18 protein-coding genes are annotated in these 24,181 nt (G+C 45.3%); 8 read left to right on the top strand and 10 right to left on the bottom strand.

The annotated features are described in order from the left end of the window. Window positions 1-635: 635 nt before the first annotated feature. Window positions 636-2,933 carry a formate C-acetyltransferase gene (gene pflB, locus ACED41_RS10270; RefSeq protein WP_371724912.1) on the bottom strand — a complete coding sequence of 766 codons (2,298 nt, stop codon included), beginning with the start codon at window positions 2,931-2,933 and terminating at the stop codon, window positions 636-638. A 232-nt stretch (window positions 2,934-3,165) separates the two neighbouring features. Beyond that, entirely contained in the window at window positions 3,166-3,510 is a 345-nt protein-coding gene (locus tag ACED41_RS10275) for a multidrug efflux SMR transporter (RefSeq protein WP_017069768.1), read from the bottom strand. Between the two features lie 322 nt (window positions 3,511-3,832). On the opposite strand from ACED41_RS10275, the gene ACED41_RS10280 reads away from it, so the two are divergent. Both ACED41_RS10280 and fghA read left to right on the top strand, forming a co-directional pair. Further along, window positions 3,833-4,981 (top strand): S-(hydroxymethyl)glutathione dehydrogenase/class III alcohol dehydrogenase, encoded by a 1,149-nt coding sequence (locus ACED41_RS10280; protein ID WP_017076927.1) that lies wholly within the window; start codon window positions 3,833-3,835, stop codon window positions 4,979-4,981. Between the two features lie 154 nt (window positions 4,982-5,135). After that, window positions 5,136-5,975: an S-formylglutathione hydrolase gene (gene fghA / locus ACED41_RS10285; protein WP_371724913.1), complete on the top strand. Its 840-nt coding sequence runs from the start codon at window positions 5,136-5,138 to the stop codon at window positions 5,973-5,975. Window positions 5,976-6,052: 77 nt separating this feature from the next. Here the strand turns inward: fghA and ACED41_RS10290 are convergent, their stop codons facing one another. Next, window positions 6,053-7,135 (bottom strand): pyridoxal phosphate-dependent aminotransferase, encoded by a 1,083-nt coding sequence (locus ACED41_RS10290; protein WP_017061632.1) that lies wholly within the window; start codon window positions 7,133-7,135, stop codon window positions 6,053-6,055. A 306-nt stretch (window positions 7,136-7,441) separates the two neighbouring features. Between ACED41_RS10290 and ACED41_RS10295 the strand changes: the two genes are divergently transcribed. Both ACED41_RS10295 and ACED41_RS10300 read left to right on the top strand, forming a co-directional pair. Further along, window positions 7,442-7,843 (top strand): hypothetical protein, encoded by a 402-nt coding sequence (locus tag ACED41_RS10295; RefSeq protein WP_017061631.1) that lies wholly within the window; start codon window positions 7,442-7,444, stop codon window positions 7,841-7,843. A gap of 224 nt (window positions 7,844-8,067) precedes the next feature. Continuing rightward, the gene (locus ACED41_RS10300) at window positions 8,068-8,805 is read left to right on the top strand and encodes an NUDIX domain-containing protein (protein ID WP_017071682.1); all 738 of its coding nucleotides are present in this window, start codon (window positions 8,068-8,070) and stop codon (window positions 8,803-8,805) included. 126 nt (window positions 8,806-8,931) lie between these two features. Here the strand turns inward: ACED41_RS10300 and ACED41_RS10305 are convergent, their stop codons facing one another. Then, window positions 8,932-10,452, bottom strand: coding sequence for an aldehyde dehydrogenase family protein (locus ACED41_RS10305; protein ID WP_137002175.1), 1,521 nt, complete (start codon window positions 10,450-10,452; stop codon window positions 8,932-8,934). A 327-nt stretch (window positions 10,453-10,779) separates the two neighbouring features. On the opposite strand from ACED41_RS10305, the gene ACED41_RS10310 reads away from it, so the two are divergent. Then, entirely contained in the window at window positions 10,780-12,567 is a 1,788-nt protein-coding gene (locus ACED41_RS10310; RefSeq protein ID WP_371724914.1) for a sigma-54-dependent Fis family transcriptional regulator, read from the top strand. An 18-nt stretch (window positions 12,568-12,585) separates the two neighbouring features. On the opposite strand, the gene ACED41_RS10315 is transcribed toward ACED41_RS10310, so the two are convergent. Then, entirely contained in the window at window positions 12,586-13,437 is an 852-nt protein-coding gene (locus ACED41_RS10315) for a LysR family transcriptional regulator (protein WP_371724915.1), read from the bottom strand. Between the two features lie 98 nt (window positions 13,438-13,535). Between ACED41_RS10315 and ACED41_RS10320 the strand changes: the two genes are divergently transcribed. Then, the gene (locus ACED41_RS10320) at window positions 13,536-14,183 is read left to right on the top strand and encodes a glutathione S-transferase family protein (protein ID WP_017069761.1); all 648 of its coding nucleotides are present in this window, start codon (window positions 13,536-13,538) and stop codon (window positions 14,181-14,183) included. A gap of 143 nt (window positions 14,184-14,326) precedes the next feature. Continuing rightward, window positions 14,327-15,769: an N-acylglucosamine 2-epimerase gene (locus ACED41_RS10325; RefSeq protein WP_371724916.1), complete on the top strand. Its 1,443-nt coding sequence runs from the start codon at window positions 14,327-14,329 to the stop codon at window positions 15,767-15,769. A gap of 145 nt (window positions 15,770-15,914) precedes the next feature. Here ACED41_RS10325 and ACED41_RS10330 read toward each other — a convergent pair whose 3' ends face one another. The 3 genes from ACED41_RS10330 to ACED41_RS10340 form a co-directional block, all read right to left on the bottom strand. After that, on the bottom strand, window positions 15,915-17,360 hold the full coding sequence (locus ACED41_RS10330; protein WP_371724917.1) for a sucrose-6-phosphate hydrolase: 1,446 nt from the start codon (window positions 17,358-17,360) through the stop codon (window positions 15,915-15,917). After that, window positions 17,357-18,316: an aminoimidazole riboside kinase gene (locus ACED41_RS10335; RefSeq protein ID WP_371724918.1), complete on the bottom strand. Its 960-nt coding sequence runs from the start codon at window positions 18,314-18,316 to the stop codon at window positions 17,357-17,359. Before ACED41_RS10335 ends, ACED41_RS10330 begins: the two co-directional genes overlap by 4 nt. A gap of 196 nt (window positions 18,317-18,512) precedes the next feature. Further along, a complete protein-coding gene (locus tag ACED41_RS10340; RefSeq protein WP_010432806.1) occupies window positions 18,513-19,952 on the bottom strand; it encodes a sucrose-specific PTS transporter subunit IIBC in 1,440 nt (479 codons plus the stop codon). Between the two features lie 234 nt (window positions 19,953-20,186). Between ACED41_RS10340 and ACED41_RS10345 the strand changes: the two genes are divergently transcribed. Further along, window positions 20,187-21,173: a LacI family DNA-binding transcriptional regulator gene (locus tag ACED41_RS10345; protein ID WP_016766972.1), complete on the top strand. Its 987-nt coding sequence runs from the start codon at window positions 20,187-20,189 to the stop codon at window positions 21,171-21,173. Window positions 21,174-21,340: 167 nt separating this feature from the next. On the opposite strand, the gene ACED41_RS10350 is transcribed toward ACED41_RS10345, so the two are convergent. Together ACED41_RS10350 and ACED41_RS10355 are read right to left on the bottom strand one after the other, a co-directional pair. Further along, window positions 21,341-22,714, bottom strand: coding sequence for a carbohydrate porin (locus ACED41_RS10350; protein WP_371724919.1), 1,374 nt, complete (start codon window positions 22,712-22,714; stop codon window positions 21,341-21,343). A 551-nt stretch (window positions 22,715-23,265) separates the two neighbouring features. Then, window positions 23,266-24,168, bottom strand: a complete 903-nt coding sequence (locus ACED41_RS10355) for an alpha/beta hydrolase fold domain-containing protein (RefSeq protein WP_371724920.1) — start codon at window positions 24,166-24,168, stop codon at window positions 23,266-23,268. Window positions 24,169-24,181: the final 13 nt, after the last annotated feature.

Genomic DNA, 24,181 nt, shown 5'->3' on the forward strand with positions numbered 1-24,181 from the left:
CTACTTCTTCTTGAAGATAAAAGCGGCTTTCCCCGGAAAGCCGCGATGAACCTTTAAAAAGGCCTGTATTGCTCTTGCTAATAAAGTGGTTCGAACAGCATGGGCAATGCTTCGGAACGAAACAAAATATTCACCTATTTTAATGACAGCGTAAACCACTAAACACACAATACTAATTTGAAGTTTTACAAAATGATGATGCAAAAAAGGTAAGACCAACCTACTGAAAACCTGGCCATTCCTTCACGCTATTAAAAGCTGATAACTCGATGAGGACAGTAGGTGCGCAAACATCAAAGGCTAGAAGGTAGCGCCTTCAACAAGAAGCCGTATATACGACCGCATCTTAACTTTAATTGCTAAATCACTTTGTAAATACGTGGATTCCATATATGGAAAGGGGCAAAGATAAGTTAGAGCTCCTAGTGATCTCTGACATAAAAAACAAGCGAATCCCCCCAAAAAAAGCATCAAAGTAATTCCAATCACCGCGTAAATATCGGTTTTGCCCATATACTAGCCAAGACAACGCGACGTCCAACAACATGATTACCGCCATACTCGACGCACAAAAAAGCGCGAGAGACGGATGTCATTCTCGCGCTTTTTAGGACCGTATAACTTGAAGTTTACGGTTAGATCTTAGCAGTAAACGTACGGCTAATTACATCTTGTTGCTGCTCACGTGTTAGCGAGTTGAATCGTACTGCGTAACCCGAGACTCGGATAGTTAACTGTGGGTATTTTTCTGGATGTTCGACGGCATCCAACAACATGTCACGGTTAAGCACGTTAACGTTGAGATGCTGCCCACCCTCAACACGAATCGATCCTCCATTTTCCTCATGGTGGAAGTAACCATCCATTAGTGCTGCTAGGTTCACTTTTTGGCTTAGGTCATCTTTACCTAGTGCATTTGGTACGATTGAGAAGGTGTAAGAAATACCATCTTTAGCGAATTCAAACGGCAGTTTGGCAACTGAAGAAAGTGAAGCAACCGCACCTTTCTCGTCACGACCGTGCATTGGGTTTGCGCCCGGGCCAAATGGCATACCTGCGCGGCGACCATCTGGTGTGTTACCGGTTTTTTTACCATATACAACGTTTGAAGTAATCGTAAGGATAGATTGAGTTGGAACCGCTTCACGGTAGGTGTTCATTTTCTGAATTTTTTTCATAAAACGTTCAACCAAATCACAAGCAATATCATCAACACGTGAATCGTTGTTGCCGAATTTTGGATATTCACCTTCAATCTCAAAGTCGACAGCGATGCCATCTTCGTTACGTACTGGTGTTACCTTCGCGTATTTGATAGCCGCTAACGAGTCAGCAACAACCGACAGCCCTGCAATACCACAAGCCATTGTGCGATGAACATCGCGGTCCATTAATGCCATTAACGATGCTTCATAGCTGTAACGGTCATGCGAGTAATGGATCACGTTCAGCGCAGTGACGTATTGCGTTGCAAGCCAATCCATCATGTCATCAAAGCGAGGCATTAAGCGGTCAAAATCGAGAACTTCATCTTCGATACGAGCAACTTGGGGGCCAACCTGCATGTTAGATTTTTCATCAACACCACCGTTAATGGTGTAAAGCAACGCTTTAGCAAGGTTTGCACGAGCACCGAAGAACTGCATATGTTGGCCAACCACCTGCGGGCTTACACAACACGCAATCGCGTAATCATCGTTATCAAAATCCGCACGCATTAGATCATCGTTCTCATACTGAAGTGATGAGGTTTCGATAGACACTTTAGCCGCGTATTGTTTAAACGCGATAGGCAGTTGTTCAGACCATAGAACCGTCATGTTCGGCTCTGGTGCTGGGCCCATCGTGTGCAATGTGTGCAAGTAGCGGAAAGTCGTTTTGCTAACAAGAGTACGACCATCAACGCCCATACCAGCCATTGCTTCTGTTGCCCAAATTGGGTCGCCAGAGAACAATGAATCGTATTCAGGAGTGCGAAGGAAACGAACCATACGAAGCTTCATGATGAAATGGTCAATCAACTCTTGCGCTTGTTTTTCATCAATCAGACCAAGTTTAAGGTCACGTTCGATGTAAACATCTAGGAAGGTTGATGTGCGGCCTAGCGACATCGCAGCACCATTTTGAGACTTAACCGCAGCTAAGTAGCCAAAATAGGTAAACTGGATTGCCTCTTGCGCAGTACGAGCAGGAGAAGACATATCAATGCCGTACTTCAAACCCATTTCTCGCATTTCATCAAGGGCACGAATTTGATCAGTAAGCTCTTCACGTAGACGCAATGTCTTATCTAAATCACCACCCGTTTCAAGCATCTTCTGAGTTGATTTGAACTGCTCATTTTTGTCTGATTTTAGGAAGTCGATACCGTACAAAGCAAGACGACGGTAGTCGCCAATAATGCGTCCACGACCATAAGCATCTGGCAGACCAGTAATAATACCAGAACGGCGACATGCTTTAATTTCGTCAGTATAAAGATCGAACGCTACTTGGTTATGCGTTTTGCGGTACTCAGTGAAGATCTTTTCGATTTGTGGCTCTAATTCACGACCGTACACTTCGCACGACGTTTTCACCATTCGAATACCACCATTAGCGATGATGCCGCGTTTCAGTGGTTTATCGGTTTGTAGACCCACGATTTTTTCGAGGTTTTTTGCAATGTAACCTGCATCGTGTGAGGTGATAGTGGAAACGATATCAGTATCAAAATCGACAGGGGCATGAGTGCGGCTTTCTTCTTTAATACCCTCTAGCACCGATTCCCATAGCTGTGTCGTCGACTCCGACACGTCCGCAAGAAAAGACTCATCGCCTTCATAAGGGGTGTAGTTTCGCTGAATAAAATCACGTGCATTAACGGATGTTTGCCAGTCGCCAGCTTGAAATCCCGTCCAAGCTTCCATCATATCGGTTGTCGGAATAGTCATAATGACCCCCTAAGTTATTGATAAAAAGATAATATCTATGATTATTTATAATCATTGGTTTCTGCTGGCTATACTAAACCGACCAATCTATGAGTAAAGTGAGCTGTTTTCATAAAATACATGCACAAAATGCATTTATTGGAATTACTATATTATATTCAATACCTTAAGTTGAAGGCTAACTACTCTAGATTCCAATTAGTTTGTTCCTTCAGAAGTAGGAAATAGACTCTTAGTGACTCACCGACGTTGAAAACAGGTTAATGATCACCACACCAGACAGAATCAAAGCGATGCCAATGATCGCGTAGATGTCTAGCTTTTGCCCGTAGACCAACCAAGATAACGCCGCGACTAACACAATCCCTGCCCCACACCAAATCGCATAGGCGACACCCAGAGACATAGTTTGAACCGTGAGAGACAACAGATAAAAAGCAAAGCCATAACCGACGAGTACTGCGGCGGTAGCAGGAAGGGAAGTAAATTGCTGCGTTTTAGGCAATAAAGAAGTCGCGACAACTTCAAGCACGATGGCAAGTGACAGCATCACTGGAGGCGGAAGAGATAAAAGCATGTATGAGTCCACAACATTAAATACGGCGCTCAGAATATTGTAGTTTTATTTCCAATTCATGTGATTTTCAGTAAGCAATTATTATGACGTACCTTAAAAATTCTTAAGTGTGACTTTCGGTTAACACGAGGAACCTAAATGCTCTATTATTACAAATACGTAATAATCATTTTCTATTTAATGGGATTATCAAAACATGCACTCACACCTATACTAGCTCCAACAAAACGAGAGAGCGGAAACAATTAAGCTCAACTACGCTTAACGGGTTGAATTTAATTGCACAGTTATCCGCTGTACTGACATATATAGGAAACATCCAATGACAATCGAAATTAAACCTGGTCAAACTCATATCAAATCAAAAGCAATGGTTGCATGGGCAGCTGGCGAGCCACTAAAAATGGAAGAAGTTGATGTACAACTTCCTAAAGCTGGTGAGGTTCTAGTTCGCATCGTTGCTACTGGTGTTTGTCACACTGACGCATTCACATTATCAGGTGACGATCCAGAAGGTATCTTCCCTTCAATTCTTGGTCACGAAGGTGGCGGTATCGTTGAGATGATCGGCGAAGGCGTTACAAGTGTTGAGATTGGCGACCACGTTATCCCACTTTACACAGCTGAATGTGGCGAATGTAAGTTCTGTAAATCTGGTAAAACTAACCTATGCCAAGCCGTTCGTGAAACGCAAGGTAAAGGCCTAATGCCAGACGGTACAAGCCGCTTCTCTATCAATGGCGAAACGATTTTCCATTACATGGGCTGCTCGACTTTCTCTGAGTACACAGTACTTCCAGAAATCTCTCTAGCGAAAGTAAGCAAAGAAGCACCACTTGAAGAAGTTTGTCTTCTAGGTTGTGGTGTAACAACAGGCATGGGCGCGGTACTTAACACAGCTAAAGTTGAAAAAGGCGACAACGTTGCTGTATTCGGCCTAGGCGGTATCGGTCTTTCTGCAATCATTGGTGCTCGCATGGCTGGTGCTAACCGCATCATCGGTGTAGATATCAACGAGAGCAAATTCGAGCTAGCAAAACAGCTTGGCGCGACTGACTGCATCAACCCAACTAAGTTCGACAAGCCAATCCAAGATGTTATCGTTGAGATGACAGACGGCGGTGTTGAGTACTCTTTCGAGTGTATCGGTAACGTAAACGTGATGCGTCAGGCGCTTGAATGTTGTCACAAAGGTTGGGGCGAATCAGTAATTATCGGTGTTGCAGGCGCAGGCCAAGAAATTGCAACTCGTCCATTCCAACTAGTGACTGGTCGTGTATGGCGTGGTTCTGCTTTCGGTGGTGTTAAAGGCCGCTCTGAGCTTCCAGAAATCGTTAACCGTTACATGGCGGGTGAGTTTGGTCTTCAAGAGTTCATCACTCATACAATGGGTCTGCAAGACGTAAACGAAGCATTCGACCTAATGCACAAAGGTGAATCTATCCGTACTGTTCTACACATGGATAAGTAACACATCTTGGCCTCGATTCTTTCGAGCATCGAGGCCACAGCTACAAATGAATAGCAACAAACTGTCTTCACCACCTCCTGCCCGGTGGGTGGTGAAACTTTATGTAATATAGACAAATTTACTCCCAAACCATCAACCTAACGGAGCACAATAGATGACAATCGAAAACATTAGCCAAGTAAAGGTTGCTGGTGGTTGGCACAAACAATACACCCACTTTTCTGCAACGCTTGACTGCAACATGCGTTTTGCGATTTTCTTGCCACCTAACGCAAGCAAAGAAAACCCAGTTCCTGTTTTGTATTGGTTGTCAGGCTTAACCTGTACCGATGAAAACTTCATGCAAAAAGCCGGCGCTTTCAAAGCCGCGGCTGAGCAAGGCATCGCGATTGTTGCACCAGACACTAGCCCACGTGGCGAAGGTGTTGCCGACGATGAAAATTACGATCTCGGCCAAGGTGCAGGCTTCTATGTGAATGCCACTCAAGCGCCATGGGACAGCCATTACCACATGTACGATTACGTGGTAACAGAGCTTCCTGCACTGATTGAGTCTTTCTTCCCTGTGACATCAGTGAAATCAATATCTGGTCACAGCATGGGGGGACACGGTGCCCTTACGATTGGCATTAACAACGAAGATAGCTACCGTTCTATCTCTGCATTTAGCCCAATCAGTAACCCAATGCAATGCCCTTGGGGCCAAAAAGCATTTAACCAATACTTGGGCTTAGATATTGAAGAGTGGAAGCAGTACGACGCCTCTGAGCTTCTAAAAGCCAAAGGCACTAAGCTGCCAATGTTGGTCGACCAAGGCGAAGCCGATAACTTCCTGATTGAGCAGCTTAAGCCTGAGCAATTAGTCGAAGCCGCTAAGGTAACCAATGCCGATTTAGATCTACGTATGCAGCCTGGTTACGACCACAGCTACTACTTCATCTCTAGCTTTATTGATGAACACATTGAGTTCCACGCTGCTTACTTAAACAAGTAGCCAGATGAATTTAGCCCGCACTTTGTAAACGCAAGGTGCGGGCTTTTTTATGCCTACTGATTTTATAACGGTTGCTTTTATAACTGCTTAATACGCTGCTTTAACGCTTCTAAATCTATATCATTGCCAACAATTCGTAATCGAACATACTCTTCAGTCATCGCGTCGCACGTAATAGCAAAATCGACACCCGAACATGTCTTAATACCGATACTCTCAAATAGCTTTGAAAGGTGAGTTCCTCTCTTTTTCAACAACATAATGGGCGTCGATATTGACGTGCCAACCACCTCAATATTGTTCTCAGACAACAAGCCGATCATTTGCTGCTTAAAGTATTCAGTTTTGCTGCGGTTCATTTCTAAGAAGTGTTTTGCATTGGGTAAGGTCGCCGATGCGATTTTTATTGAGGGGTAAGTCGGCGTAAACACACTCACCGCAGCTTCGATTGCAGAAGTCAGGTTTTCACTGCTGGCTAAGTAACCGAGTCGAATCCCAGCGAGCCCTAAACCTTTAGAAAAGGTTCGTAAAACTATTAAGTTGTCCAAGACTAAGGTCTGATCGAGCATAGACTGCTCAGGGGTCAGGTATTCACCATATGCCTCGTCGACAATCAAAATAGCGCCAGAACGCTCACATACTCTCGCTATCTCGACCAGATAAGCTCTGTCGTAGATTCGACCCGTTGGGTTGTTGGGATTATCGATATACACCAAGGCAGGATTTTGACTGCTTATTTTTGATGCCAACACACCGAACAGATCCGACTCGTTTTGATAATCAAACATGTTGATGGACTGGTACTTCCCGCCCACCAAAGTGAACTCTGATACTGCTTCAACAAACTGAGGGCCAATGCCTATCATGGTGCGATTGTTGTGATCGATAAGTTTATTGAAGATAAGTTCTAGCGCCCCAAGAGAGCCCGTGGTGTACGTAATACGACAATCTTCAATCCCAATAAACTGGCGAGTCAGATAAGTCAGCTCCGAAAGCTCCCTGTGGCAATAGTACTTATCAATACCGTAGATAATATCTTTGATCACATGTTCAGGAATTTCTGGTGCGCCAAATGGATTGGAGCCAAGTGAACAATCGATACGAAATGAGTGATCGACATAAGAATGGTATTCGCCACTTAACCGTGGATTTAAATGCATAAGAAAACGCTCAAAAAATATTCATGCGCTATTCTTATCGTACTGAATTTTATCTATATAGGTCATTTCGCGACAGTTCTTCGCCTTGTTTCGAGAGACTGGTTAAAAACCAAGATTGGTTCAAATAACGAATTCTCTTAAGCCATAATCAAGAGTTAAGTACTCGTGTTTACATTTCGAGTTAACCGAACCGCTTTCTTTGCGCTAGATTAAGCTGAGATAAGATAGGGTAATAACAGAGCTTGCATCTTTACTCTCCCTAGTTACCATAGCCCCATTAACATCCCCCATATTTTGAAGGTTGCTATGAAAGCAATTAAGACTCTTTTCTTCCTGATGGTTTTATTGAGCGGTCTGTTTACCGCTTGGCTGTTTATTCCAATTCCAGCGACCATGGACAAGCAAACGCTCGACGTTCCATTAACGGAACCATTCAAGCTTGTTGCGTATCGCAGCAACCCGAATGATGCGAGCAAGCCGCTGACTTACCACTACTATGTGATTTCAGATGTGGTTGGTGTAGACGACATGGACCCATTCCTGATTACCACGGACCAGTTCGTGAAGCTTGGCGAATTCGACGAGAACACATTCAACCTTACGGTTAACGGCAAGATTGATAGCTACACCAACGATTTGTGGATCAAGAAATCTGATGGCAAGCTTCAACACTGGTACGTGAGTATTAACGCGAACTATATTCGTTAAAATCGAACTGCAATAAACCTCATTTTAAAACTGCGCTTTGGCTTCCAAGCGCAGTTTTTGTTTCTAGCAACACCCTCCACTTATCCCGACCCGTTCGACATAAACTGCATTGCCTACTTTTGATTCACTGCTGCCCTTGCTCTCAAGGTGTTATAAGCTCTTTAGATACGATAAGCTCAGACCATGCTCGACGCCCAATAAATCAAAATAATAAAGGATCACCCGTGGAATTTACGCTCGACAAATTTAACGGCATCATCATTGACCCAGCAACAGCCCCTCACGATGTTGACTCATTCAATGCCGAACTCAGCGAGATCACCGAATTTTCAAAGCAGAATAACAAAGGCATCATTTGGATTAGCTTACCTATTTCACTCTCGCACCTTATTCCGGTGGCGACTGAGCTTGGCTTTGTGTTTCACAACTGCTTAGAAGACGAGATTACGCTGATCCACAAATCCGAGATTGTAGAGTTTGTGCCTTTCATTCCGACCCACACCTTGGGTGCTGGCGCGTTAATCACTAACGAACACAACCAAGTGCTGATGATTAAAGAACACGGCATGACGGGCTACAAATTACCGGGCGGTCATATTGAGTTGGGTGAAGGCATTGAAGAATCCGTGGTTCGAGAAACCTTAGAAGAGACTGGCATCGAAGCCACGTTCGTTTCAGTGGTTGGCATGGCGACGAGACACCCGTATCAATTCGGAAAGTCTAACCTCTACTTTGTTTGTCACCTTATCGCTCAAACTCAAGAGATTGCGATTCAAGACACAGATGAAATTGCAGAAGCTAAATGGATTGATGTTGAAGAGTACATTAACAACCCCGACAGCTACCCGTTCAACCGCCAGTTAGTCGGCTCTTTGATAGGCAAACAAGGATTAGAACTCACTCAGTTAGAAGGCAACTATGGCCCAGTCCACAAGCCCGAGATCTTCTTTTCGCAAAACTAGAGCGATTCAAATATAAAAACGCCAAGCTCATAAGAACTTGGCGTTTTGCTTTTCATTTTACTTGTATTGTTTAAGCCATCTCGTTGCTAGTGACTTCCTAATAGACTGTTCTAGAACCTATCTATTTTAGAAAAATCCTAGTGGGTTAGTATCGTAGCTGATCAACAGGTTCTTAGTATTTTGGTAGTGATCGAGCATCATCTTATGTGTCTCACGGCCGATACCCGATTTCTTGTAACCACCAAACGCGGCATGAGCTGGGTAAGCGTGGTAGCAGTTCACCCAGATACGGCCGGCTTCAATGTTGCGACCCATTCGATACGCGAGGTTGGCATCACGCGTCCACACGCCTGCACCCAAGCCATATTCGGTATCATTGGCTATCTCGAGTGCTTCTGCTTCATCTTTAAACGTCGTCACCGCGATAACAGGACCGAAGATCTCCTCTTGGAATACTCGCATCTTGTTGTGCCCTTCCAACATTGTTGGCTGGATGTAATAACCATTACCGAGATCATCAGATTGCTGCGCAACTTCGCCACCTGTCAGCACTTTCGCACCCTCTTGACGACCGATTTCAAGGTAGCTCAGAATCTTATCGAACTGCTCTTTTGAAGCTTGTGCGCCAACCTGAGTATCAGTATCTAGCGGGTTACCTTGTTTAATAGTTTGAGCACGCTCGACCACCTTGGCGATGAACTTGTCGTACACCGATTCATGGATCAGCACACGTGATGGACAGGTACACACTTCACCTTGGTTGAAGAACGCCAGCAACATGCCTTCGACACACTTATCAAGGTATTCGTCTTCATGGTTAAAGATGTCTGGGAAATAGATATTTGGAGACTTACCGCCAAGCTCAACCGTTGATGGAATCAAGCTTTCAGCCGCACATTTCAAGATGTGGTGACCGACTTCTGTCGAACCGGTAAAGGCCAATTTCGCTAAACGATCGCTGGTTGCTAACGCTTGACCCGCTTCGTTACCAAAACCATTGACGATGTTGACTACGCCTGCAGGTAGAAGATCAGCGATCTTCTCCATCATCACTAAGATCGATGTCGGTGTTTGCTCCGCTGGCTTCATCACAACACAGCAACCCGCAGCCAGTGCTGGCGCCAATTTCCAAGCCGCCATTAAAATCGGGAAGTTCCAAGGAATGATCTGCCCCACCACACCGATGGGTTCTGGGAAGTGGTAGCTCGCGGTGTTTGAATCTAGCTCGGCTGCGCTGCCTTCTTGCGCCCGAATACAGCCTGCAAAGTAACGGAAGTGGTCAACAACTAACGGGATGTCTGCCGCTAGAGTTTCACGCACAGGCTTGCCGTTTTCCCACGTCTCCGCCACCGCGATTTCTTCTAGGTGCGCTTCAATGCGATCGGAAATTTTAAGTAGGATATTGGAACGTTCTGTCACACTGGTCGCAGCCCAACTAGCACGAGCCGCATGCGCCGCATCGAGTGCCAAGCTAATGTCTGCCTCTGTTGAACGTGCCACTTGGCAATACACCTGACCATTCACTGGGGAAGTGTTATCAAAATACTCGCCGCTGACAGGCTTCACCCACTCGCCACCGATAAAGTTATCGTATTGAGCTTTAAAGTTCACCACTGCGTTGTCACTACCCGGCTGTGCGTAAATCATAGTTAGATCCTTCTTCGATTTGATATTCGTTATTGAGCTAGAGCTGTCTTATTTTTGTGGCGGCTCCCCTTGAGAAAAGAACTCATGGCGAGACGCCCATGTTTATGCTTTCTGTTTAAAACACTGATACTTCGTGTTTTCTTCACAACAGTAACAACGCAAATCACACGCCAGAACTTCAAAACTTGTTGTTAATAAATTGTAAAACTATGATTACCAAACGTTTACAACCCAAAGTGAGTTGGCATTGAACGGACGTATGGAAACCACTCCAGTGTTCAACTGTTCCAAATTGGTACACCCTCACTGTTACGACATGGAACAGTCATGCACCTTCAACAAGCAAACACCTCAGATTGGCTTTCGTCCTCTTGGCACCGCAGCACAGAAGCGGGTCTAAAACAGAGACGACTTCCTGAAGACATTCGCCTACCACAATCGATTCTTAAGCAGCGACGTCATCAATCGGCTGACTTGATCCACATCGTCGAACGCAATGCGCTGCCTTTGTTTAATCAGATGTTTGCTCGTACCGACAGTCGTTTGATTCTGACCGATATTGAAGGGGTGATTCTGGCGAGTTGGGGACAGGAGCGGTTTAAGGAGAAGCTGACATCAATTGCACTCAGCTCAGGAGCGTGTTGGCAGGAACAACTTAAGGGCACCAACGCGATTGGCACCGCGATTGTTGAAGCTAAACCCGTGACCATCATTGGTGAGCAGCACTTCATCCACCAGCATCGATTTATCAGCTGTTCAGCAAGCCCTGTGTTTGATCACCAAGGGAACATGGTTGGCGTATTGGACATTACCAGTGAGCAGCAACAGCACGACAGTTCGGTGCAGCTACTGGTTCAAAATATGGTTCAGCTTGTTGAAAACCAGCTACTGAGCCACATCCCACAAGGCACCACTCGAATAGATCTCGCGTGTGAGAAATCTTTATTACACAGTGGTTGGCAAGGGATTGTAATAGCCAATGAAGCTGGGGAGGTGGTGGCACACAATCAGGTCGCCTCTCAACTATTGGATCAAACCTCGATCGTCGGTGAGAGTATCGATACCCTCTTCAACCGAACCTCATTAGACACGCCTTTTGTATTTGAGAAACAACACCTCAAACAACCAACCACCAAACGCACGCGCTCCATTTCAGCATCGTGTGATTTGCACCATGGCGAGCAACAAATCGAACACGCTTGGCAGCAAGCCAACAAGGTAATCGATAAAGGGATCAGTTTGTTGATCTTAGGAGAAACAGGAGTTGGCAAAGGCGAGTTTGTTAAAGCGCTGCACAAGCAAAGCCAGCGTAAGTCTTCGCCCTTGGTAGCGGTAAATTGTGGCGCGCTGCCTAAAGACCTTATCGAATCTGAACTGTTTGGTTACGCGCCGGGCGCCTTTACGGGAGCAAGCCACAAGGGCTTCCAAGGTAAGATCCGTCAAGCAGATAAAGGGATTCTATTTCTAGATGAGATCGCCGACATGCCTTTAGAAGCTCAGTGCCGACTACTGCATGTTCTGCAAGACAAATCCGTGGTGCCAGTTGGTTCCAATCAAAGCTATCAAGTCGATTGTCAGATCATCGCTGCAACTCACAAAAACCTCGAGCAGTTAGTCGCAACAGGTGAGTTTAGGCAAGACCTGTATTACAGACTCAATGGCTTAGCCTTCACCTTGCCAAGCCTACAACACCGACAAGACAAGCACGCTTTAATCGAGCACATTCATCGTAAATACGCCGAAGACGAACAGACAATCTGCCCGCACTTGATGAGCTTACTGTGCGCCTATTCTTGGCCGGGTAATATCCGCGAATTAGACAACTTACTTAAGGTTGCTGCTCTATTAGCAAGTGATGAACCCCAACTCACACTCGAGCATGTGCCCAGCCACCTTGCTCAACATCTCACGTCATTAGCGCAAGATAATCAGCATCAACTGACGACTCCTAATGCCATCAAAGGTGCAACGAATAACGATCTAAGAAGTACCGTTGAAGATACCTTGTTGCAAACGTATCAAGCGAACCAAGGCAACATCAGCAAGACATCTCGAATACTCGGCATCAGCCGCAATACCATTTACCGAAAGCTAAAGAGCTTGGGGATTCTATAGTAGGAAAAGGAATCTAAGCTACTCAGAATCCAACTCCACAAGTTGATTGAGCACTTCTTTATCCAATACCGGGTGATGCTTGGTCGCTAGGATCAGCACAATATCGACCGAAGGCAACGGTGGCATATCATCGAGGATTCTCAAATCTGAAGTCACGCTCAGCTTACCCATCGCGCCAATGGCTAATCCAGCTTTAACGATCGCTCGCTGCGCTGAAGCAGTATTGCTACACGCCAATAACTGATAAGGCGTGCCCTGCTTGGTTAAGCCATTCACTGCCGCGGCGTGGTACTTACAATCGGTCTGAAACAAGGCTAATGGCACTGGTTTAGACTCATCGAACACATAATCAGGGCTGCTTATCCATACTCCGATATCATGAGTGAGCCAGTAACCCTCTTCACTATCGGGCGCTCGGGTGACAATCGCCGCATCAAGCCTGCCGTCATCCAACCACTCTCTCAGCGTAATGCTGGGCAGGCTGAATATTTGGATTGAACAGGTGGGTTCTGCTTTCTGCAACAGGCGAATCACTTTCGGCAGAATGGTGTCATTGTAGTCTTCAGGGCAGCCGAGTCGCAGAGGTTGTTTGTCTTCGTAACGCTTTACTTGCTTAAGTGCGGTATTGTGGAGGGCGACCAACTGTTCGGCATGAGATCGCAGCGCTAAGCCAGCTTCAGTCAGTATTAAATTACGTCCTTCTTTCTGGAAAAGAGTGACGTTGAGTTCTTCTTCCAACTTACGCATCTGAGCACTGAATGCCGATTGGGTGCGATTTATCTGTTTCGCTGCACGAGTGAAACTACTGGTTTCTACAAACGCGAGAAAGCCTCGCAAAGCATCAATATCCATATTGAAATCACCACCCATCGTTTTTGTTAATGTATTGCATCAAAATTATCCGTTAGTGCGCCGCAATACAATCCCCTAATCTCAAATGCATGCCCACCAAACGCAAGGAAGCAACGATGCAGCTTTATATTGGAAACCAGAACTACTCAACTTGGTCACTGCGCGCATGGCTAATATTCGACAACTACAACCTGAATGCAGAAGTCATCAAGCTCAAGCTATTCACCTCTGATTTTTACGACACTCTGGCGAAAGTGACGCCAACGGCCAAGGTTCCAACCCTAGTTGATGGTAATGTTGCGGTGTGGGATTCATTGGCGATTCTCGAATACGTTAACGATGCCTATTTGGACGGTGCAGCGTGGCCTAGCTCAGTGAAAGAACGCGCTCATGCCCGAGCAATTTCCGCCGAGATGCACTCTGGGTTCTTTGCCGTCAGAAATGAAATGCCGATGAACTGCCGCGCACAACGAAAGCTCACACTGAGTGAAGACGCACTGAAAGACATCGCTCGTATTGATGCAATATGGTCTGCACAAATGGAACAATACCCAGAGGGATGGTTATTTGGTGAATGGTCGATTGCCGATGCGATGTTTGCACCCGTCGCATTGCGCGTAGAAACCTATGGAATACAACTTTCCGAAAAGGCATCGCAGTATCAACAACGTGTGCTTAACAGTCCATCGATACAAAAATGGCTGGCAGAGGCAAGCTTAGAAACCGATGTGGTTGAAGAAGATGAGGCGGGCAAGCCAGTATAAAATACAAGACACCCTTCCAAAGCTCACTAGTCTGTGAGCTTTTATCTAAACCTTATTAATTTGGTCGATTGTGATCGCCTAATCACAATGTGCAGATGTGATTGTTTATATTCAAAGAAATTCAAATAGTTAAGATAAACATCATGTTACGAGCAACGATCGCATTACTCAGTATTACTAGCTTCGCCGTATCTGCCAACGCCCATCTTCCTTCTGGAGAAGAGTGGCTCAACCATGCGACTGAAGGGCTTGCACCTTATTGGTTAATGCCTAGCGCTCAAGGAGAACCGGTAGGAAACTTCCCTACTTTCCGCTGTGATGACGGTACCTTGCTCGATGTTTCTGATGTGTGCCATGAACTAAACAAAGGCTGGATCACGCCACACTTTGGCAAAGAGTTTACGCGGATGAAGTCACGTCAAACTTATGCCTATGGCGTGCTCTACCACCTTAGTGGCGATAAGCAGGCTTTAGCGCTTGCCAAGCAAGGAGCCTACTACATCATTGATCAGCTAGAAGATAAGCAAAACGGCGGCTTTATCGGCTACACAAAAGAGGGAAAAGTAGGCCAGAATTGGCAGCAGCGTACTTCTCAAGATCAAGCGTATGCATTAGTTGGCCTTGCCATGTACTACTACCTGACCCAAGACAAAAAGGTAGAAGAAGCACTCATCGCCCAACAAGCTTTTATCTTTGATAAATATCGACTTAGCGACAACAGCGGTCTTGCTTGGGTACTCGCCGACGGTGAAGATGGCAGTGCAAAACGACGTGAACTGGTTGCGCAACTTGATCAAATAAACGGCTACCTGTTGTTAGTCGCTCCTCTGCTCAAAGAGCCCATCAAATCAAAATGGCTTGATGACTTAAACTGGCTCACGCAAGCCATGATTGACCAATACCATTCTGAAGATGAACAACGCTTCTACGGTGCAATTCACGATAAAGCAGCGATGATGCCGAATGCTAATCACAATGATTTTGGGCACACCATCAAAGCGTATTGGATGACTTACCTTACAGGCCAAACATTGAATAACTCTGAATGGTCGGAGTTTGGTTTAGACGGTATGAAATACACTTTGGATCAGGCGCAATATCAGAAAGAGTTCGTGAGTGTCTCCCAATATTATGGCGAGGAACTTCAGAAAGCCTGGAAAGGACAAGAGATAACTGGCTGGCAAAGCAGACCGCACAGTGAGTGGGCTTCATCATGGGAGTGGGCGGAACTTGATCAAGCAGCAATGACGGTTTCACTTGTCGATGGTTCGATGAAAGACGTCCTGCAATACACGTTACCGACCTTTCATGATGTATGGGTCGACCACAAATACGGCGGTGTCGGGCTTGAGCCAAAACGCACCAAAGCTTTCCATTGGGGCAACGGTTATCACCAGTTTGAACATGCGCTGATTGGCTATTTGTTCGCTCAGCAAGTTGACGCGAAGCCAGCAATATTGCATTACGCAAGGCCGACCAACAGCGAGATGCCAATGGAACCGTATTACTATCAAGGCGATGTGGTGGAGCTATTGAATAAAGATGACGGAACGCAGAAGGTCAGTTTCAATAACATTCGACCTTAGCGTTGGTTGTTTGTTCTAAATGGACTTGAGATTCAGGGCTACGGGGAATGGACAAGGTCAAAGAGTTAGCACAATAGTGATGTCGCAGACCAAACAAAAGCCGCTGTTGATGATCAGCGGCTTTCTTGATGGAGATAAGCGGAGGTTAGTTGTCCAACCCTTTAATTGGGTTCATCGAGTGATAAACGGTGTTCACGTCACCAGTCATCGACAATGAACTCAAGTCATCAATGAAGAAACGGCTGGTCATTGTGTGCTTACCGCCATTGATAAAGATTTCGATCACTGACTTATCAACATAAACCTCGATGATTTGCTTGGTGCTCAACCTCGGTGCTTTTCTCACTGAGCCAAACTCTTCCGCGTAGAGCTGAGACATCTTACTGCGATCAAGCATGAACTCCTTTTCTGTAGCACTGAATACGATGTTATCACCCGCAACGTTAGTAAGTGTAAACTCAAACTCGTCAGTATCCGTTTCGAGCTCAACCATGAAGCTGGTTGTATCCAATTCAAGAGCATTTTCAACCACCACAGCTTCACCCTGTAGCGCTTTCAATTCAGGTAAAGCAGACTGAACAAGATAGCCATCTTGGATTTGAAGTTCGCGTGGTAACGACAACATGCCCGCCCACTGATACTCATTAGATGGTGTATCAATCTCAGGCAGACCAATCCAAGCAATCAGAATACGGCGGCCTGTATCATCTAAATAAGTCTGTGGTGCATAGAAATCGAAGCCATAATCTGGCTGCGCAATATCTTGGTGGTTTTCCAGTTCTACCGAATCGAGATTTAGGCGGTCACCGACGATATAAGCCACCGAGTAGATATTTTTGAAATCGTATGGATTTTCGCTAGACACACCTTGTGGAGAAAACAGCATCACCGACTGATTCTCTATTTCAAAGAAATCTGGGCATTCCCACATATAGCCAAGGTTGTTGTAACGAGTTTGAATTGGACCTTTGTGCTGCCAATTCATCAGGTCTCGGCTGCAATATAGCGCCATAGAGCCAGTATTTTGAGGCGTTTGAGCACCCACAACCATCAGATAATCGCCGCCCTGTTTCCACACTTTTGGGTCGCGGAAATGTTCGGTGTAGTGATCGTTTTCGATAACCACGCCGTGCTTTTCTATTTTGCCGTCAGCAGTCATCTTGGCAAAACATTGAGTTGGCACTCGCAACCAATTTCCGTCGCGCTTGTTACCTGTAAAAAACAACAATGCATTGTCGTTTTCAACCAATGCACCACCAGAGTAAACACCGTGAGAGTCGTAATCTTGGTCTGGGTGCAAGCCAATGCCGTGGTCTTCGAAATGAACGAAGTCTTTGGTAGAAAGGTGGTACCAGTACTTCATACCATGGACGGGGCCAACTGGCGTCCATTGGTAAAATAGGTGGTGTTCACCATTAAAGAAACACAGACCATTCGGATCATTAAGCAGACCAAACTTAGGCGCAATATGGTAGCTTGGATAGCCAGAGTCTTGTTTGCGAAGCTCTACCATCGCATCAATACTATCTAGAGAAATATCTTCTATACGGCGATATCTTTGCTCTACTGTCCAGTTCGAGTTCAAACTCATACACTCTCCTCTACGGCATTCGTATTTGAAGAGTCTTTTTGAATAAACTGAGTAAGAGCTTCTTGCGTTGGAAGTGCGGTCATTGCGCCTTTTTGCGTGGTCGCCAGTGCACCACACCCATTCGCCCACTGAATTGCAGAATCGACGACTTGTTGATTGTTCCACTCATCATCTTGAGAAAGCTTTGCAAGCAAACCGCCAACAAAAGCATCGCCTGCACCCGTGGTATCCACTGGCGTCACTGAGCGACCTGAAATCAACACACCTTGGTTTTCAAATACTCGCCAAACGCCTTTCGCGCCCTGCGTAACCAAAACAAGCGTGTTGTTAAGATCTGCAATGTTAGCTAAACCTTGTTCGATAGAAGTTGAATCGGTTAAGAAATCCAGCTCTTCTTCTGAGAATTTAACCACATCAGCCAATTCAACCGCTTTCATGACCACAGACTTAATTTCAGATGGGTTTTGCCATACTTCATCACGAAGGTTTGGATCGAAACTGATGTAACCGCCCGCGGCTTTCATGCGTCGGATAGCTTCAAAGGTACTGCTTCGGCTTGGTTCATTAGCTAAAGAGATTGAGCAGACGTGTAACCACTCGTTTTTCTTAAATTCGGGAATGTCTTCAACAGACATAAACTGGTCGGCACTTGGCTTAACCATAAACGTAAAACTGCGCTCGCCTTGGTCATCAAGATCTACCACCACGGTTGATGTGCGTTGTTCAGGGTCCTTCACCAAACGCTCGGTATTCACACCTTCCTTTTGCAGAGTCACCTCCATAAAAGTGCCAAACGGGTCGTTACCCACTCGGCCGAAAAATGCGCTTTTGCCTAAAAGGCGAGAAATCGCTACCGCGACATTGGCAGGCGCACCGCCCGGACATTTCAATAATGTCGAGTCAGTCTCCGGAATGAGGTCGACGACAGCGTCTCCAGTTACCCAAACTTGATTCATCTTTCTTACCTTAAAACTGAAAATCATGACAACCGAAAGCGATGGCCATCGAAAGCAGTAGCAACCGAAAGCAAGGTGACACTTCACGCAGTCATATAAAAATACAAAAAGGCTAGCTAAGCCAAATCACCTAGCTAGCACCCCAAAGCTTAGGAAATGAAGTGAAAAGGGGGGGCTTCACTCCTAGGGAGAAACGTTAAGCTGTTGCTTTAATGTTTTGCTTGCTGCGCTCACGCAGACCTAAAACAACGGTCAGAGCAAAGGCAGTCACGAACGCGATAATCATACCTACCACGTAGTAGCCAATTTTTTCTGGTGATATTGAGATGATGCCCGGAATACCCGCCGCACCCAGTGCTTGTGCTTTCACATTGAACATAGTGATAAACGCGCTTGAAACCGCAGCTGCACAGACCGCAGCAATGAATGGATAGCGAAGCTTCAAGTTTACACCGAACATTGCAGGTTCAGTAATACCAAGCAAACCGGTCACACCAGAAGGAATCGCGATACCTTTCATTTTCTTATCTTTACTCATGAAACCAACCGCCAGTGCCGCTGCACCTTGTGACACGTTAGACATCGCCGCGATAGGGAAGATGAACGTACCGCCAGTCGTTGCGATATCCGCAAGCAGCTGAGTTTCAATAGCAATAAAGCTATGGTGCATACCAGTAATAACGAACGGCGCATAAATTAAACCAAATACCGCACCACCAATGAAGCCTGCGCTGTTGTATAGCCAGTTAAGACCGTCACCCAGTAAGAAACCGATATCACGTGTAAATGGACCCACAACCGTAAATGTCAGAAGGCCAGTCACGAAAATAGCCAGTAGCGGCGTTAGCAAGTTATCCAGAACCGAAGGAATAACTTTACGTAGGCCAAGCTCAACTTTCGCTAGAATAAACGCAGAAACAAGAACGGGCAGTACTGAACCTTGATAGCCCACTTTCTCGATTTCGAAACCTAAAATGTTCCAAACTGGAATACTGCCCGAAACCGATGCGCCACCGAAGCCCCAGCCGTTAAGCAAGTCTGGGTGAACCATCAACATACCTAGAGCCGCGCCAAGGTATGGGTTACCACCAAACTTCTTACTCGCTGAAAATGCTAATAAAATAGGCAGGTAGACAAAAGGAGCATTAGCAAATGTATTGATCATGTTTGCTAAGTCGGTCAAACCCGGATTAGCGTCGATTAAAGATTTGCCATCAATGAACAAGCCTTGAGCCGTCAATAAGTTGTAGATACCCATCAAAAGACCACCAGCAACAATCGCCGGAATGATTGGTACAAAAATATCAGACAGACCTTTCACTGCGCGTTGCAGGATATTTTGGTTGTCAGCACCTGCAGACGCTACATCGTTGGTCGACATTTCCGTCATTTCAGTCAGCTTAGCCAACTCAGCATAAACTTGGTTTACGATACCTGAGCCAAAGATGATCTGATATTGACCTGCCACTTTAAACTGGCCCTTAACCCCTTCTAGGTTATCAATCGCCTGTTCATCAATTTTATCTTGGTCTGCAACCGCAAGACGCAGACGAGTCGCACAGTGTGCAAGTGCGGTGATATTACTTTTACCACCTAATAGAGAAAGCAGCTCTTTTGCTATTTTTGGATAATTCATTACATACCCCATTGGATTATCATTTGAGCTTTTGAATTTTCGGGAACGTTTGCAAAACAAATTTTTGCCTATAAATAACAAATGATCAAAGATAATGGCTCCATAATGTGAGAATGATCTTTAAATTATCTCCCTAGGATGAAGTGACAAGGTTAAAATCGCCTTACAAACAGGAAATGTTATTCCAGGTTTGCAAACAATCCCAAAACTAAAATTACAAATGGATAATGAATAATGGCTAGTCTTCATGATGTTGCTCGTCTCGCTGGAGTTTCCAAGTCGACGGTTTCTAGAGTAATCAACGATGAATATGGTGTAAAAGACGCGACCAAAGTGAAGGTGCGTAAAGCGGTCGAAGAGTGTGGCTATCTCCCAAACCAAGTCGCTAAAGACTTGAAATCTCAGAAAACCAATCTCGTTGGTGTGATTGTCCCTAGGGTTTCTTCCCACGCTACCTCTCAAGGTGTCGACGGTTTAACCGCAGTCTTAGAGCAAGCGGGCAAGCATGTTTTATTAGCGAGCACACACCAAACACACCACAAAGAACTTGAATATATTCAGATATTTAACCAAAAGCGAGTAGAAGGCATCATCCTATACGCGACTCATCTAGACAAGCAATTAGTTAAAGCCATTCAAAGCTCTGCTGTGCCGGTGGTATTGGTTGGTCAAGACGGATCTATGTTTAACATCCCAAGCATTGTGCACGATGATGCACGTGTAGGGTTCGAAGCGGGTAATCGCCTAATCGCGAAAGGTTGTAAGAATATGGGGTTCATTGGCGTTCAAGGCGATGACATCGCGGTCGACAAGATGAGATCGGAAGGATTTACTCAATCGCTCCAATTCAACGACCTCACACTGCAATTTCACGCGCGAGGCGACTTCACCATAGATTCCGGCTACCAGCTGGCTAAGCAGTCTCTCAAAGAGCACAAGAAGCTCGACGGCCTGTTCTGTGCCACTGACCGTATCGCAATCGGTGCGATCAGAGCGATTCAGGAAGCAGGGTTCATTCCAGGGAAAGATGTATTGGTGCTCGGTGTGGGTGACGATGAACTCGCTTCCGTATGCACACCAACGCTGTCTACGTTTAACTATGCGTTTGATAAAGCGGGAGAAAATGGAGCCAAACTGTTGCTCGACCGTATTGAGAAAAAAGGCTTTGAAATGAGTAAAATGGTGCTGACCTTCACCACCATTGACCGAGAATCTTGCTAGTTAATCAGTTCAACAGCTAGCAAAAAGAGCCAGAGTATTAACTAGTCAAACATCTAAACACAGATGCCAAAATGCCAACCTACAAGTTAAAATGATAAGGTTGGCATTTAATGATGCAAATATCACATCATGATTGACGATCTCTATCTCAACGATATATCAAGCAATTAGAACCAAGTTTCCATCTGCAGTGCAAACAGAACCTCGCCGCCCTCTCCCATCGTTGCTGCATCTGCCTCAGTGCTGATCGAGTAACCATTCAGGTCTTCACTCCAATCTACATAGCTTACAGCGAAACGTAGTTCTGGTCGGTCAAAAAAACCAGTGCTGGTTGAAAGCTTCAGTGTTGGTGCAACTGTCGCTTTGTAGAAACCTCCGCTCGCTTGCTCTGTCGAGTTGTCTAAATCCATGTACTGCAATGAACCTTCGTAAACCATCTCAAAGTTTTCTGAGAACTCTTGAGCTAATCGAACGTTTAAAGAAGCCCATGTGAACTCGTCATTCTTCTTCAGACGGTCTTGGCTATGCTCTGCCATCAATGCAGGCGCTAAACGCCAGTTGTCGCCAATACGAGTGACGCCGTAGCTAAACAGGCGAACGGCTTTTGCGTCATCCAGCAGGTCACCATTGGAACCGATGCCTTTTAGCTCTGCACCTAGGCCACTACCCACTAACATACCCGTTTTAAAGAAGCCTTCGCTCAGACCAAAGAAGTTGTCTCCATGGTACGCAAACATTGCGTGTACACCGCTTTCAGCTGCGCCATTTAGGCGGCTATCGTTGTCTGCTGAGGTCATACCGCTCAACATCACTTGCCATTGGCCAATACGGTTATTCATGGTTGCAATGTAGTTTTCTACATCTGTTGACGAGCTATCAATCTCACCAAAATCTCGGCCATAAATAGAGAAATTCGCTTTCCAGTTGTCGCTCATCTGAACGTCATAAACGCCCGCACCAGTACCTGATAAGAAGACAATATCCGAATCGAAAAAGTGAATATCAAAGTTGTCGCGATCGAATCGTTTACCCGCCCAAAACGTTGCTTCAGAAAACGCTTCAGATTCAGAGAACATGCTCAGACGGTTCAGTTCTGAATACACTTGTCGCACATTCAACTGGCTTTCGCTGGCAGTCCACTCGTTATTTGTCTCAGTACTGTCGGCCAACATGATGCGAAACAAAGCACTAGAGCCATCGTCTGCAAATCGCTTATGAATCAAGTTCGCTTCAACGTAATGATCATCTTCAACACCAAGACGTCCAATTGGAGCTCCAATGGCACCCGCCGCTGTCATGTAAGGACCAGTACCTGTCGCGCCGTTTAGGTCGTCGTTGATCAATAACCCAGAGCGAGCATAGCCGTGAAACTCAAACGAAGAAGCCTTTTCATTGGCCTCGGTAGAGACCTGCTCTGTTTGTGCAACCCTTTGTTCTAATTCATTAATACGTTGCTCTAATGCTGCAACGTCTTCACTTGCTAATACCGATGTAGTCATTAGCCCCATTGTTACAGCAACCGCTAAAATGTGTCGTTTCATTCTGATGTTCTCACGTTAATTGTTTTGGATTATCTGCAAACGTTCCCAAAATAATTCGTAAGCACATTTCGGCTTATACTTTTGATGTATAAGCTCTATATCGAAGAAGAAATAGAAATCAGTCGTGTTGATTACTTCACTTTTGTATCTGAGTGGATGATAGATCGATAATTTCGGGAACGTTACCGAAAATGCATAATTCTGATAACTTTGTCACAAGTGAAATTGATTAATGGGCGAAAAATAGTGTATCGCGCACATTGAAGCCTTTATCAAGGTCGTCGATAAGCTAGAGTCAGTTACGAACAAAGCGTGATGAAACACACAATAACCACCACCTTTAACTGATGAATAACTCGATTATCGAAGGTGAACACGGTTTTGTTCGATCTAATAAATGACGATCGAATCATAAAAGGGAAGTTAGAAATGAATCCAGATACTTATGAAAGCTTCCAATAAAAAAGCCAAGTTGAACCTTAGTGATCAACTTGGCTTTAAATGGCTCAATGAATGCTTTCTAGCGCGTTGTAACGTCACAAAAGTAGAGATTATTTAATTGGATAATGTCGCTTTAAAAACGCAATCACATGCGGTACATACTTATCGGTATCAAAAATTGGAGCACTATGACCAACACCCTCCTCGATAAACAGCTGATTCTCAATGCCGTACTTGTCCAAAGCATGTTTGAGGATCTGGCTTTGCGCTAAAGGCACTCGCTTATCCAGTGTTCCATGGAACTGAATGTAAGGCGGAGCATCACTGTTTATATAACTGGTCGTTGAAGCTTGTGCCGCTAGCTCTGGTACTTCACTCGGGATATCACCTAAAAAGCGTGACACCGACGACTTTTTACTGGTTGGTCTGTTCCCTTTATTACCTAGTTCCAGCAGGTCCGTCGGGCCAAAAAAGCTTACAACTCCAGCCACTCGATACTTAGGTTCTGAGTAAAAGCTAATGTCACCGTGCGTATTACTTGCGCCGACCAATCCCGCTAAATGACCACCAGCTGAACGCCCCATCATAACCACGTTATCGGCGGCAAGATTGTACTTGTTAGCATGGTCATGAAGATAGTTAATAGCATCATTAATATCCGCGACTGGTTTTGGGAAAGTTGCTTCGCCACTTAAACGATAATCGACCGCAGCCAACGCATAACCTTCATCCAAAACAGAATTAAGCAACAACGGGTTTTTAGTCGGAATATCGTCTTTAGTGCCACGCTTCCACGCACCGCCATGTACCCAAACGAGCAACGGATATTTTCCATCAACCTTTGCTTCTGTTTTGGGAAGGTAGAGATCAAGCTTGATCTCTCGTGCTTCTACCGTCTTAAACAAGATGTCCTTTTCTACTGTGTATATCGCATTAGCATTAGCATTAGCATTAGCATTAGCAGCCGATAATCCAACAAATGAAAGCATCAGTAATTTTGTTATCTTTTTCATTATGAACCTCTTA

This window comes from Vibrio sp. 1F255 (assembly GCF_041439145.1).
Classification (GTDB): Bacteria; Pseudomonadota; Gammaproteobacteria; order Enterobacterales; family Vibrionaceae; genus Vibrio; species Vibrio crassostreae_C.